The organism is Kitasatospora sp. NPDC101801, assembly GCF_044766665.1.
In the GTDB taxonomy this organism is placed as follows: domain Bacteria; phylum Actinomycetota; class Actinomycetes; order Streptomycetales; family Streptomycetaceae; genus Kitasatospora.
On record NZ_JBIWML010000054.1, the window covers coordinates 1 to 13,651 of the forward strand.

Sequence of the window (13,651 nt, forward strand, 5' to 3'; positions counted from 1 at the left end):
GAACATCACCCGAACCACGACAGGCACGCCAGTACAGCCGACGTTCACACGTACGAGCGATCACGAACGGAGAGAAAAGGGACTTAACGTCCACTGAGCGGTAGGCGGACAGGGCGTGAGCGTCGTCGAGCCTGATACGGCGCAGGATGAGCCGCGGTGTCTCCTGGTGAACGCGGCAGGCCGCCCAGGTGGGGTTGTCGCGTGTTCAGCGGGCGTGGCGGGCGGGGTGGTGGCCGGTGTGGGCGGGCGTGAGCCGGCGGGCGCCGCGGTGTCGTCCGCTCGGGCTCTTGGCAGCGTTGGCGGCCGCGACCACGACCATCGCGAGCAGGGCGAGCATCAGCAGAAGCATCATGTGCGGGTCCTCCAGCTCAGAGACCGTTCCGGCGCAGGACCGCCTGCCCCCGATCCCAGCGCCAACACCCCACCTTCCCTATGGAGTTGCCGAGCCGGTCCTCCGACCCCCGGCTGCACCGCGCCTACCTGCTCAAGGAGGGCCTGCGCACGGTCTTCGCCATCGCCCGCGAGCAGGACGCCCGGGCGGCCGTCGACGCCTTGGGCCGGTGGCTGTCGTGGGCACGGCGCAGCCGTATCGAGGCGTTCGTCGAGCTCGGCCGCAGGGTCCGCCGCCACCGCGAGGCCATCGTCAACGCGCTGGTCGAGCGACTGTCGAACGGACTGGTGGAGTCCACCAACACCAAGACCCGGCTGATCATCCGCCGAGGCTTCGGGTTCCGCACAGCCGACGCGGTCATCGCTCTCGTCATGCTCACCCTCGGAGGCGACCGCCCCGAACTACCCGGGCGCCAACACGCCACAGCCTGACCCACACATCAAGCAGGAGAGCCTGAAAAGGCTCAGTCGGTTCTGAGTGGGCTCTGAGCGGGTGGGTGTTTCGTATCTCTCGTCGGCCGGAACAGCCGGCCGGAAAACGAAGAGAAGGATGTGACTGACATGGCGAAGATCCTCGACCTGCAGAAGCTGGACTCGGCCGATGGCGTCGAGCGCCTCGACGACGACGCGATCAGCCTGAGCAGCTGCGACAGCCACAGCTGCTGACGTTCCGCCTGACGAGTCGCCGTCCGGGGCGCTGTGTGCACCGGACGGCGACCCGTTCGTCTCCGTGCCCGATCGACAACCGGCAGACAGAAGTGACAGTTCAGAACGGAGCCCTACGCCATGCTCTCCTGGGAAGCTCTCCAGCACTACGTCTCGGTCCACCCGCGCTGGTACGAGATCTCCGCCCGCCACGTGCCGACCGACGAGCACCTGGCGGTCCTCCGTGCCGCCGCGGGCGACGGCTGGCAGACCTCGCGCCGGGGGACCTGGTTCATGGCCGCCCCGCCGGGCGTCACCACTCCGCGCCAGGGATGGAAGTTGCACATCACGGCCCTGGAGGGAGAGAGCACCGAGATCCTCCGCCTCGCACTGCCGGTGCTGTGCGCGTCCAAGGTGCCGTTCAAGTTCCAGATCGATCCGCACTCGGCGGACCGGGGGAGTGGTAAGGGGTTCTCCCGGACCGCGAGCGGCAAGTTCCTCACGGTGTATCCGGTGGACGAGGACCAGTTCCGTTCGGTGGGCGCCGAGTTGGCCGCCGCGCTGGAGGGCCGGACCGGTCCCTACGTCCTCACCGACCGGCGCTGGCCCGGTTCGAAGGGCGTCTACTACCGGTACGGCGGCTTCGCCGCGATCAAGCAGCTGCGCCCCGACGGTGTCTCCGATCTGCAGATCGCCCGGCCGGACGGCACCCTGGTGCCGGACTACCGCCGCCCCTGGTACGAGAAGCCGGACTGGGTGCAGGATCCCTTCCCGCCCGAGCCCGAGAAGGACGGCGGGCTGCTCGGCGGGCGGTACCTTCCCCGGTCCGCCCTCATGTTCAACAACCGGGGCGGTGTCTACCTGGCCACCGATACCGAGACCGGCACCGAGGTGGTGCTCAAGGAGGCCCGGCCCGGGGTCACCAGCGGGCGCCCCGGGGTGCCGTGCGACGAACTCCTGGCCAAGGAGCACCGTCTGCTGACCGAGTTGGCCGACACGGGGCTCTTCGTCCGGCCGTTGGCCCTGCTGCACGAGTGGGAGCACGCCTTTCTGGTCGAGGAGAAGGTCGAGGGCAACCACTTCGGCCGACACTGCATCATGAACAACCCGCTCGTCACAGGAGAGTTGGGCCCGGACGCGCTCAAGGCGTACTACCTGATGCTGCGTCCGCTCTGGCGGCAGATCGCCACTGCCGTGGATCTGGCGCACCAGCGCGGCATCCTGCTCGGTGACCTCTCCTACACGAACGTCATCGTCCAGCCCGGGGGCGAGTCGATCACGATCATCGACCTGGAGACGGCCGTCCGGGAGGGAGAGGACGTCCATCTCGGGGTGCACACCGTCGGGTTGGCAAGCCCTCGGATGGTCGCCACCGGACGGTACGACCGCGCGCACGACTGGCACACCGTCGGAGCGATCATCCTCAGCTCGCTGATGGTGGTGAACAACACCATCGGCTTCCACCGACCGGCCCTGCCGCGCTTCCTGCGGGGGCTGGCCGCGGACCTCGCGCTCCCCGCCTCGTTGGTCGAGCTGATCGAGGACCTGATGGACGAGACGGCCGAGGACGGCACGCTGACCGGGGCCGAGGTGGTCGAGCGGATCGACGCGCTGCCCTTCGACGAGTCATGGCTCGCACCGGTGCCGCTCGCACTGCCCGCCACCGGGCGCGGTACCGGGGCCGAGGTGGTGCCGGGCCTCGATGACGCGGGGCTCGGCGAGGTGCTGGACGGCATCGTCCGGTACGCGGAGACCACGGCCGACCAGCAGCGGACGGACCGGCTCTTCCCGGCGCACCCGATGGTCTTCGAGACCAACCCGCTTTCGGTGGCCTACGGGGCCGCGGGGGTGCTGCACGGGCTGCACGCGTTGCGCGGCTCGGTGCCGCCGAGACTGGTCTCCTGGGTGCTCGCCCGGGACGCCAACTCCGAGAAGTACCCGCCCGGTCTCTTCGTGGGGCAGAGCGGTATCGCCTGGGTGCTGGACGAGCTCGGCCGACCGGAGGCCGCCGCTGCCCTGATGGAGCGCGCCCGGGCCCACCCGTTGCGCTTCGCCACCCACAACCTGCTGTACGGCGCGGCCGGTTACGGTCTGGCCGCACTGCGGCTCCGGCACCGTCAGGGCGACCCTCGATACCTGGCTGACGCCGTCGCGGCGGGAGAGGCGCTGGCCGCCTCGGCGGTGCGGGACGAACACGGGGTGCGCTGGCCGGAGCCGGACGCGGCGGACAGGGTGGACGCAGCGGACGTACCGGGCGTGGTCAGAGTCGGTTACGGGTACGGCGGCAGCGGGCCCGCGCTCTTCCTGCTCCACCTGCACCTCGCCACCGGTGACCGGCGCTGGCGCGAACTCGGCCGGGAGGCACTGGAGTTCGAGCTCGCCCAGCGTGAGCTGACCGGGTGCCGGTGGGCCTTCCGGCGGACCGGACGGTCCGGGGAGGAGCTGGCGCACGACCGGGTGCTGCGAACCTACTGGGACGAGGGCACGGCCGGGGTGGCGACGGTGGCACTGCGCTGGCTGGCGGTCTTCCCGGAGCCGGAGCTGGCCGAGCTCGTCCCCCAACTGGTGGAGAGCGTCGTGGCGAAGTACGCCGTACTGCCGCAGTTCTTCCACGGCCTGGCCGGGATCGGCCAGTTGCTTCTGGACGCGGGTGAATTCCTGGGCGAGGAACGGTGGCTCGCCGAGGCCGGGCGCACCGCGGCCGGAATCCTGCTGAGCCGGATCGACCGCCCCGAGGGAGTGGTCTTCCCAGGGGAGCAGGCGCTGCGCGAGACGGTGGACCTGGCCACCGGCTCGATCGGGGTCGGGCTCTTCCTCGACCGGCTGCGCCGGGCCCGTCCGCACGGCCGGACCAACAACGTCTTCACCCTCGATGAGCTGCTGCCATGAGTCCGACGGGCCGTCGGCTGGCCGTCCTCGGTGCCAATCCGGCCTTCCGGCGGATGTGGATCGGGCAGTTCACCTCCGATCTCGGCAGCTCGGTCGTCACCGTGGCGATGCCGCTCACGGTGATCGCCGTCACCGGATCCGCAGAGGCGGCGGGCCTGCTCGGCACGGTCGGCTTCCTCACCACCTGGCTGGCCTCGATGCCGGCCGGGCAGGTGGCCGACCGGGTCCGCCCACGCCGCCTGATGCTGGCCTGCGACGCGATCCGCCTGGCCCTCACCGTCCTGGTGACGGTGGCGGTCCGGCTGGGGACGGCGCCGCTCTGGCTCCTGATACCCGTCGTGGTCGTGCAGGGTTCGGCCGCGATGGCCTTCAACCCGGCGGCGGCCAAGATGCTCCGGGCCGTCGTGCCCGCCGCCGGGCTCCCGGAGGCGGTGGCGGCCAACCAGATCCGCGGCTACTCCGCGAGCATCCTGGGCCCGGTGCTCGGCGGCCTGCTCTTCTCGCTCGGACGGGCGGTGCCGTTCGCGGCGAACGCGCTCTCGTACGCGGTGTCGTTCGCCGCGGTCCACGGTCTGCCGCCGGGGCCCGTGCCGGGCGCCGCAGGAGGCGCCCGGGAGGCGGGGACGTCCGGGCGGCGTACCTGGACGGGGGTGTGGCGCGGGTTGTCCGTGCTGCGGAACACCCCGTTCCTGCGTGCCACCGTCGGGTACGGCGTGGTGACGAACCTCGCCGTCTCGATGCTGCTGTTCGTCCTGCTGCTGCGCCCGGAGGCGGGTGGCGGCGGGGTGGGCCTGTCGTTGAGCGCGGCGGCAGCGGCCGGGCTGACGGGGTCGGTGCTGGCCCCCTGGGCGCTGCGGCGGTCGGGGCTGTACCACCTGCTGCTGGCCGTCTGCCTCGTCCGGCTGCTGGCCGTCACGGCCGCAGCCCTGGTGGGCGGGCCGGTCGCGCTCGGTGCCGGGTTGGCCGTGGTGCTGTTCGCCGGGCCGGTGGCGGGCGCGGCGATCAGCACCACGACGCTGCTGACGGTGGATCAGGACGTGTACGGGCGGGTGAGCGGTGCCGCCTCCTTCGTCGGCGGTTCGCTCCAGCCGTTGGCCCCGCTCGGGGCGGGCCTGATCGTGCAGCAGGGCGGGGTGGGGAGCGCGCTCACGGTGGTCGCCGTGCTTTTTCTGGTGGGCGGGGGGGTGGTCGCGTTCGGGAGCAGCACTCTGCGCAGTGTCGGTCTGGCGGGCCCTGCTCCCGAACAGGAGGGCTCAGCTCAGCAGCAGGGCCGGGTCGTGGGCCAGGACACGCTGGGTGAGGCAGGCCAGTTCGGGGCCGGGATCGGTGCCCAGCTGGTCACGGAGCAGCCGGCGGGCCGCGCCGAGGATCTGCAGGGCCTCGGCCGGTCGGCCGCAACGGTAGAGGGCCAGGGCCCGTAACGCCCAACCGGACTCGCGGAGCGGGTGTTCGGTGGTGAGTGCCCGGCTCTCCACGAGCGAGACCCGGTGGTCGCCGAGGGCCAACCGGGCCGAGACCCGCCGCTCCGAGGCGATCGAGCGCAGTTCCTCCAGCCTGCCGATCTCGGCTGCCAGGAAGGGTGCGTCCATGAGGTCCGCGTAGGCGGGACCGTTCCACAGGCCGAGCGCCCGGTCGGCGAGTTCCAGGGCACGGCCCGGTGACCCGGCGGAGTCGGCGGCGAACACCAGCTCGGCGAACCTCCGGGCGTCCACCGCCGCCGCGCCGATCGCGAGCGCGTAACCGGACGGGCCGCGCAGCAGTACGGCGGGCCGTTCACCGGCCCGTCGGCCGGGCTCCAACACCCGGCGCAGGTCGGAGACGTAGGTGTGGACGGCCTGACGTGGCTTCTCGGGCGGGTTGTCCCCCCAGACCGCGTCGATCAACTGTTCCTCGGGGACGAGAGCTTCCTCGGCGAGGATCAGGGCCGCCAGCAGGGCTCGGGGGCGTCGGCCGCCGAGGCGGACGGGGCGGCCGTGCACGGTCGCGGACAGCGGGCCCAGAACGCTGAGCCTCGGGTGCTCGGCTGTGTTCGCCGGACAGTTCAGGGTCATGCCCTCAGACTGGTCCCGCCGGGGTCGAGGGCCCATGGGAGCACGCCCCCGGATTCCCGTCCGGCCGAGCGGCCCGCTCCGCGATCCCACCGAATATGGGGGCCGTCCCCCATACCGTGGGTGCGGGCGCGCTGACAGAGTGATCCTCATGACCGAGACGGCGGCCTGGTGGGCCAAGGGAGTTTCGCTCGCCGAGCGGATGACGGGCGGTCGGCCGCGGCACGCGCAGGGGACCGCGCTGGTCAGCGCTTGGCTCGCCGACTACCCGTCAGGCTCGCAGTTTCGGCAGCGCCTCGCCGAACTGGGGCTGACGGAGAACGACCTGCACGCCCTGGCGGCCGAACCGGCCGACCAGCTGGTCGGCCGGATCGAACGGCCGGCCTGGGTGGCCACCGTCGAGCAAGCCCTGAGCGCCGCCCCGTTGACCGCTCCGCTCGATCCGGTGTCGGGCTGGCAGCAGGGCTTCGCCACCGTCCTCGCCCCGTTCGTCGAGCGGGCGGCCGCCCGGCTGCCCGCGCCGGCCGCCGAACTGCGGCGCTGCTTCAGTACCCAACTGAGCGCCGCGCTGGTCGCCCTGGCCCGCCGCTCGCTGGTGCTGGAGCTGAACGTCGCCCGGGTCACCGGTCGCCTCGCGGGCGAGACCCCGCAGCAGCGGTTCGCCGACTTCCTCCGCGGCAGCTCCACCCGGGCGGGTCTGCGGGCCCTGGTCGTCGAGTACCCCGTGCTGGCCCGGCTGCTCGCGCAGCAGTGCGAGCGCAGCGTCGAGGTATGGGCCGAACTGCTCGCCCGGTACGAGGCGGACCGTCCCGCCCTGGTCGAGACGCTGCTCGCGGGTACCGATCCAGGCCCGCTGGTCGAGGTGCGGACCGGGAGCGGGGATCCGCACGAGGGCGGTCGCACGGTGGCACTGCTGCGCTTCGCGAGCGGCGCCACGGTGGTGTACAAGCCCCGCCCGCTCGCGGTTCACCGGCACTTCAACGAGGTGGCCCAGTGGTACGGCGCCCGGTTGCCCGGGCTCGGCCCCCGCACCCTGGCGGTTGTGGAACGGCCCGGGTACGGCTGGGTCGAGTACGTGACGCCTGCGCCCTGCACCAGCCGGGCGCAGGTACGGCAGTTCTACCAGCGGCTCGGTGCGCTGCTCGCCCTCTTCCACGGCCTGGGCGGCACCGATCTGCACGTCGAGAACCTGATCGCCTGTGCCGGCCACCCGGTGCCGATCGATCTGGAGACGCTGCTCCAGCCCACGCTGGCCGGCACCACCACCGACGACCCGGCGCTCGCCGCGCTGGAGGCGTCCGTGCGAGGGACGGCCCTGCTGCCCGCCCTGCTGACCGGCGAGCAGGGCACGCTGGACGTGTCCGCGCTCGGCGGCGACCGTGGCGCGCCGCTGCCGGACGAGATCCCCGGCTGGGACGCGCCGGACACCGACGAGATGCGGCTGATCCGTACCACCGGGGTGTTCCGGGGAGCAGCCAACCGGCCGCAGCTGGACGGCGCCGATGCCGATCCTGTCGCCTACACCGAGGACCTGGTCGCGGGCTTCCGCCTCGGTTACGACGTCCTCATCGGCCATCGGTCCGAACTCTGCGGACCGGAAGGTCTGTTGGCGCGCTTCGCGGCGGACGAGACCCGGGTGGTGCTGCGGGCCACCCGCTGGTACGCCGCACTGCTGGAGGAGTCCACCCACCCGGACGTGCTGTACGACGCGCTCGACCGGGACCGGGTGTTCGACGCGCTGTGGCGGGAGTCCGCGGCCGATCAGGTGCTGCGGCCACTGGTGGCGGCCGAACTCGCCTGCCTCTGGGAGGGCGACGTGCCGTTGCTGCGCACGCTGCCGGGGGCGGACCAGCTGACGATCGGTCAGCTGGTGTTGCGAGGGCTGATCCGGGAGACCGGCTTGGCCCGGGCCGAGCGCCGCCTCCTCGGGCTGGGCCGGGCGGACCGGCTCGACCAGGAGTGGGTGATCCGGGCGACGCTGGCCACCCGGGGCACCCTGGCCTCCCGAGGAACCGGCGCCGTCCGGCCGCTGCCGCCGCCAGGCTCGACCGCCGCCGTCCTGCCGGACCAGGAGCGGCTGCTGGCCGCCGCCTGCGGCATCGCCGACCAACTCGTGGTGGCCGCGCAGAGCAACGGACGGCGCGTCAACTGGCCAGGTCTGGAGCCGCTGGACGGCCGGGTCTGGGCCGTTCTGCCGCAGGGCGCCGGACTGCCGTACGGATACTGCGGTACCGCGCTGTTCCTCGCGCAGCTCGCCGCTTTGACCGGTGTCGAGCGGTACGCCGCAGTCGCCCGCCGGGCGGTCACCCCGGTGCCGACCGTGCTCGCCGCACTGGCCGAACAGCCCACCGCCCTGTCCACCGTGGGCCCCGGCTATGCCGGACTCGGCGGTATCGCGTACGCCCTCAGCCGCCTGGCTCCGCTCCTCGGGGACCCCGCCCTGGACAGCTGGCTGTCCAGGGCGGTCGACCTCACCGCCGCCGCCGCCGCCGTGGCCGCCTCGCCCGGACGGACCGACCCCGCGCTGCCGGCGGACCGGCGCGATGGTGACCGGGGCATCACCGGCACCTCGCCGCAGGGGACTTCGCCGGTCGATCCCACGGTGATCGACGGGAGGGCGGGCTGCCTGGCCGCGATGCTCGCGGTCCACGAGGCCACGGGTTCACCCCGGGCCGCCACCACCGCGCGGCTCTGCGCCGACCAGCTCGCGGCCCGGGCGGTCGCCGGCCTGCCCGACGGCGGCCTCGACACCGGTGCGGCCGGGATCGGCTGGGCGCTGCTGCGGTACGGCGGCACCGGCGGCGCCCGTTACACGGCGGCCGGCTTGGCGGCCCTGGCCGCGGCCGGCGTGCGGCACGCGGAGGGCCCGTTCGGCCGCGGGTGGAGCGACGGGCCGTTCGGTACCGCGCTGGCCCTCGCTGACAGCTGGGCCGACCTCACCGGCGGGCGCGCCGCTCCCGTCGACCGCGCCGCTGCTTCGGTCGGTCGGCTCACCGCCGTGCCGACCGGCCTACCCGGGCCGGCCACAGTCAGGTCAGCCGCCCCCGACTGGGCCGCCGCACTGGTGGCGCGGGCGGTGGCCACGGCTCCCGCCCTGGACGACCACAGCCTCTGCCACGGCGAGACCGGGGCACTGGAGCTGATGCTCGCGGCCACCGCCACGGGTCAGGCCGACCCGGCCGTGCTGTTCGCCAGAGCCGGAGCCCTGCTGGCGGCGATCGACCGCAGCGGCACCCGCTGCGGGACCCCGCACGCCGTGGTCACCCCGGGGCTGTTCAACGGCCTCGCGGGGATCGGCTACGGGTTGCTTCGGCTCGGCTTCGGCCCACAAGTCCCCTCCGCCCTGCTGATGCGCTGGCCGGCCCGCTGACCGCGCCGTCCGGAGCGCCCGCCCGTACAAAGCCCGCACCCACCTCTCCCACCCAGGAGGACCGATGAACAGCGAGTCACTGCTCGGCAGTTGGAGAAACCCCGCCCTCCGCGACGAGTCCCCGTCCGGTCAGCACCCGTCCGGCGAGATCCGGCTGCCGGGCCGGTCCCCGGTCGGCAGTCGTGCCCGTCTGTTGGCCGGTCTGACCGCCGCCAGCGGCGACGACAGCAGCGTCATCGAGACGCTCTACACCGTGAGTTACGGCTGACGGCGGCCCCGCCGAGCGCGTGGCACCGGTCGGCCGGCAGCTGCGGGCAGGCCGTATTGGCAGGTCGTATCGACGCCGTTAGCATCCGCGTATGCTCGTCACTTCGCCGACGCTCCTCGGACGCCACGACCAACTGGCTTTGCTCGACGAGAGCTTGGCCGCGGCCAGGGCCGGCCGGGGCCGCGCGGTGTTCCTGCTCGGGGAGGCCGGTCTCGGCAAGTCCCGGCTGGCCGCGGAGTGCGCCTACCGCGCGTTCACCCGCGGCCTGACGGTGCTCCGGGGTCGGGCCGGCACCAGCAGCAGCGTCACCATGCCCTACCGGCCGATCGCCGAGGCGCTGCACTCGCTGTTCCGGGTCAGCGGACCTCCGCGGGACCTGGAACTGGTTCCGTACCGCTCCGCCCTCGCGGGTCTGTTACCCGAATGGCGCGAGGCCGGGGCTTCGGCAGAGGCGGCCTCGGTGGTCGAGACGGCCGAGGCGGTGTTGCGCCTGTTGGCCGTTACCACGAGGGATCTGACGTCACCTCAGGGCGGCGGATGTCTGCTCGTCCTGGAGGACCTGCACGACGCCGATGCCGAGACCCTGGCCGTGGTCGACTATCTCTGCGACCACCTGCCCGGCCTGCCGGTCCTACTGTTGGCGACGCTGCGGCCGGAGGAGGGCCAGGCCGGGGAGTTGGCCCGGGCGCTCGGCCGCCGCCGAGCGGCCCTGCTCTCCGAGCTCGTGCCGCTGACCGACCAGGAAGTGGCGGACCTGGCGGAGAGCGCCCTCGCGGCCGCCTCCGGTCGCCCGCCCGGGGCCGGGATCCTGCCGTCGGAGGTGGCCGACCGGCTGGTCCGGGACGCTGGGGGCAACCCGTTCGTGGTCGAGGAGCTGCTCAGCGGGATGGTCACGGCCGGCGCTCTGCACCGGGGGCCGGATGGCGACTGGCTGCTCCGGGGCGATCTGACCATCGACGTCCCACGGACCGTGGTGAGCAGCGTCACCCAGCGGGCGGCCCGGCTCGGCCCGGTGGGCCGGACCCTGCTGGAGACCGCCGCCGTACTCGGCCGCCGGTTCTCCCTGTCCGTCCTGCGAGACGTCACCGGGCTGGACGACAGGGAACTGCTGGCCCACCTCCGGGCCGGGATCGAGTCCCAACTCGTCTCCCCGAGCGGCCCGGTGGCCGACTGGTACGAGTTCCGCCACGCCCTGACGGCCGAAGCGCTGCTCGCCGGGCTGCTGCCCTCCGAACGGGCGGCGATCGCGGTCCGGGCGGCCGATGTCATCGAGCTGGCCCACCCCGGGCTCCCCGGAGCGTGGGGTCCCCGGGCCGCTGCGCTCCGCCTTGCCGCAGGTGACCGTACGGCTGCGGCCCGGCGATACGCGGAGGCGGGCCGGGCTGCACTCGGCGCGGGCGCGGTGGACTCGGCGATCCACCTCCTGGAACGGGCCGAGAGTCTGCTCACCACCCCGGAGCAGGCGGCCGACCGCGCACCGGTGGTCGAGCGACTCGTGTACACCCTGGTGGACTCCGGGCAGTTGGACCGGGCGCTGGCCCTGGTGGAGTCGCTGCCGGAGACGGGTTCGGGGGCGCTGGCCGTCGACCGACTCGCCGCCCTGCATTCCCGCCTCGCCTGGGCCGCCGTCACCACCGCCCGCCACCCGGAGGCGGCCGCGCAAGTCCACCGCGTGCGCGGGCTGCTGGGCCGCTTCGACAGCACCGCGCTCATCCCGGCGGTGCAGGTGGTCGAGGCGCACCTCATCCTGGCTGACCAGGGGACCGACGGGGTCGAACGGAGGTCCCGGGCCGAGGCGTTGGCCCGGCAGGCGGCGGAGGCGGCCGAGCGCCTCGGAACACCCGAGATCGCCTGTCAGGCGTGGGAGTTGCTCGCCCTGCTGGCCAGGCACCAGGGCTTCGCCGAGGCGGACTCCTGCCTGGAGCGTGGCCTGGCACTGGCGACGGTGCACGGGCTGACCACCTGGCAGATCGGCACCATGCTGCGGCTGGGCGCCAACGACTTCATGCGCACCGGCTCCTCCGGCCGCCTGGAACGCGCTTACCGGGCAGCGGTGGGGCACGGCGCCCTGGCGCTGATGCACGGCGCCGAGGCCACGCTCGCGATGCAGTCCGTGCTGCGCGGCGAGTACTCCGCAGCCCGCGAGTTGACGGGCCGTTGCCTGGCGCCCACCGCCCGGCTGCGCAACGCCGACAACCATCGCTACGTGCTGCTCACCCGGGCGGCGCTGGCGGCCCACCAGGGGCGGCGGCGCGAACTCGACCAGGAGCTCGCCGAGTTCCGCCGCTGGGGCGGCGGGCAGTCGCTCCAGCAGCCGCTGGTCTACGGCAGCCGAGCGGTCTGCGCGCTCCTGGAGGAGGACCACGAGCGAGCGCTTGCCGAGCTGGACGAGGCGCTCATCTGGGAGGAGCGGCACCCATCGCTCTTCTACCTGAACGGCCGGTACGGGCTGCGCCCCCTGCTCCTCGCCCTCGCCGGGCGGTCGGACCCCGAGGACCATGGTGCGGTGACGGCCGAGCCGGCGGCGGGGCTGCCCTGGAACCGGCAGTTCGAGCGGCTTGCCCTGGCCGTCCACCTGGGCCGCAGCGGGCGGGCGGGCGAGGCGCGGACCGCCGTGGTCCAGGCCCAGGAGGCGGCCCGGCTGTTCCCGATGGCCGGGCACCTGGGCCTGCGGTTGGCCGCTCAGGCCGCGCTGGCCGACGGCTGGGGCGAGCCGGTCGAGTGGCTGCGGAAGGCGGAGGAGTACTTCCACCAGGCCGCCGTCCCGGTAGTCGCCAGCACCTGCCGCGACCTGCTGCGCCGAGCGGGTGCGCCGGTCGGGCAGCGGCGCGGTGGCACCGCCCGGATACCGGCGGACCTGCGACGGCAGGGGGTGACCGCCCGGGAGTACGAGGTGCTCCTGCTCCTCGGCACCCGGCCGGGCAACCAGGAGATCGCCGGACGGCTGTTCATCTCCGCCCGTACGGTGGAGAAGCACGTGGCGAGTCTGCTGGCCAAGACCGGCTGTCCGCACCGGGCGGCGCTGTGCGACTACGCGACCGAAACGGCCGGAGCAGCATGACGAACGGGCCCGGGGCAGTGCCCTGGCCCGTTCGTCACGTCGGTCCACCGGCCCTACCGGCTGGCGGAGGTGGTGCGGGAGGTGAGGCGCTCGGCCGCTCTCGCGGCGGGTTCACCACCAAGATCCACCGGACGGCCGCTGCCGGGTGTTCTCGCTGGTCATCACGCCCGGACAGTGCGCGGACCGCACCCAGGTCGAGCCGGTCATGGACGGGATCTGCGTGCCGCGGCTGACTTGTGGCAGGCCGCGTACCAAGCCGGACAGCGTCAGCGTCGACAAGGGCTAGGGCAACCGCCAAACCCGCCGCCACCTGCGCAGACCCGGAATCCGCCACGCCATCCGGGAGAAGGCCGATCAGGCGGCCAACCGGGTCCGACGAGGTAGGGCAGGGGTCGGCCGCCCGGTTTCGACAAGGACCGCTACAAGAAGCGCAACACCGTCGAACGAGCGATCAACAAGCTGAAGACCTTCCGCGCGTACCGAAGTTGAGTCCGTGATGTCGCTCGGACGGGTGTAGTCGTGTGCTGTGAGGTATGCACAGGGCGGCGGTTTGACCGACGCGCAGAGAGCTGCGCGGGAGCGTATCCGGCAGCAGGCCGTGGAACGTTTCGAGGCCGGGGAGAAGAGCCGGGAGATCGCGGCGGCGCTGCGGGTGAGCGTGCGCTCGGCGGAGCGCTGGCGCCGGCAGTGGCGCGAGGACGGCGCTGCCGATCGACAGGTGCTTCCCGAAGCCATGACGAACCGACTCCGTCCTACCGTGAACAGAGCCACCGCCCGGACATCCACGATCGCGCCGTGCAGGGCCGGCCGCGTCCGGTTGCCCGCCCGGGCGTCGGGGCCGGCCTCCGCGCCGGTTCCGGTCGTGCTGCTCGCGGAAGGCCGACCCGATGCCCACCACCACCCAGTCCGGCCCTGACGGCGGCGGCCAGGCCGACGGCCACCCCCCGAAAGCGGGGTGGCCGCCGGCGGGGTCCGTGGGC

The 13,651-nt window shown here is 73.3% G+C and carries 8 protein-coding genes and 1 pseudogene; 7 read left to right on the forward strand and 2 right to left on the reverse strand.

What is annotated here, in order from left to right; all coding sequences use genetic code 11:
* Positions 1-205 precede the first annotated feature (205 nt).
* Entirely contained in the window at positions 206-352 is a 147-nt protein-coding gene (locus ACIRPK_RS33950; protein WP_403046017.1) for a hypothetical protein, read from the reverse strand.
* A gap of 80 nt (positions 353-432) precedes the next feature.
* On the opposite strand from ACIRPK_RS33950, the gene ACIRPK_RS33955 reads away from it, so the two are divergent.
* The 3 genes and pseudogenes from ACIRPK_RS33955 to ACIRPK_RS33965 all read left to right on the forward strand — a co-directional run.
* A complete protein-coding gene (locus ACIRPK_RS33955) occupies positions 433-822 on the forward strand; it encodes a transposase (protein WP_403046020.1) in 390 nt (129 codons plus the stop codon).
* A 354-nt stretch (positions 823-1,176) separates the two neighbouring features.
* Complete coding sequence (gene lanKC / locus ACIRPK_RS33960) at positions 1,177-3,924, forward strand: class III lanthionine synthetase LanKC (RefSeq protein ID WP_403046023.1); 2,748 nt, start codon at positions 1,177-1,179, stop codon at positions 3,922-3,924.
* A pseudogene (locus ACIRPK_RS33965) lies at positions 3,921-5,012 on the forward strand (MFS transporter); the annotation flags it as partial. The gene lanKC and the pseudogene ACIRPK_RS33965, both read left to right, overlap by 4 nt.
* Before the next feature lie 165 nt (positions 5,013-5,177).
* On the opposite strand, the gene ACIRPK_RS33970 reads toward ACIRPK_RS33965, so the two are convergent.
* The gene (locus tag ACIRPK_RS33970; RefSeq protein WP_403046026.1) at positions 5,178-5,975 is read right to left on the reverse strand and encodes a BTAD domain-containing putative transcriptional regulator; all 798 of its coding nucleotides are present in this window, start codon (positions 5,973-5,975) and stop codon (positions 5,178-5,180) included.
* Positions 5,976-6,123: 148 nt separating this feature from the next.
* On the opposite strand from ACIRPK_RS33970, the gene ACIRPK_RS33975 reads away from it, so the two are divergent.
* The 4 genes from ACIRPK_RS33975 (at position 6,124) to ACIRPK_RS33990 (ending at position 13,587) form a co-directional block, all read left to right on the forward strand.
* Positions 6,124-9,342, forward strand: coding sequence for a type 2 lanthipeptide synthetase LanM family protein (locus ACIRPK_RS33975; protein WP_403046029.1), 3,219 nt, complete (start codon positions 6,124-6,126; stop codon positions 9,340-9,342).
* Positions 9,343-9,406: 64 nt separating this feature from the next.
* Positions 9,407-9,610: a hypothetical protein gene (locus ACIRPK_RS33980; protein ID WP_403046032.1), complete on the forward strand. Its 204-nt coding sequence runs from the start codon at positions 9,407-9,409 to the stop codon at positions 9,608-9,610.
* 91 nt (positions 9,611-9,701) lie between these two features.
* Positions 9,702-12,671: a helix-turn-helix transcriptional regulator gene (locus ACIRPK_RS33985; RefSeq protein ID WP_403046034.1), complete on the forward strand. Its 2,970-nt coding sequence runs from the start codon at positions 9,702-9,704 to the stop codon at positions 12,669-12,671.
* Between the two features lie 550 nt (positions 12,672-13,221).
* Entirely contained in the window at positions 13,222-13,587 is a 366-nt protein-coding gene (locus ACIRPK_RS33990) for a helix-turn-helix domain-containing protein (protein ID WP_403046037.1), read from the forward strand.
* Positions 13,588-13,651: the final 64 nt, after the last annotated feature.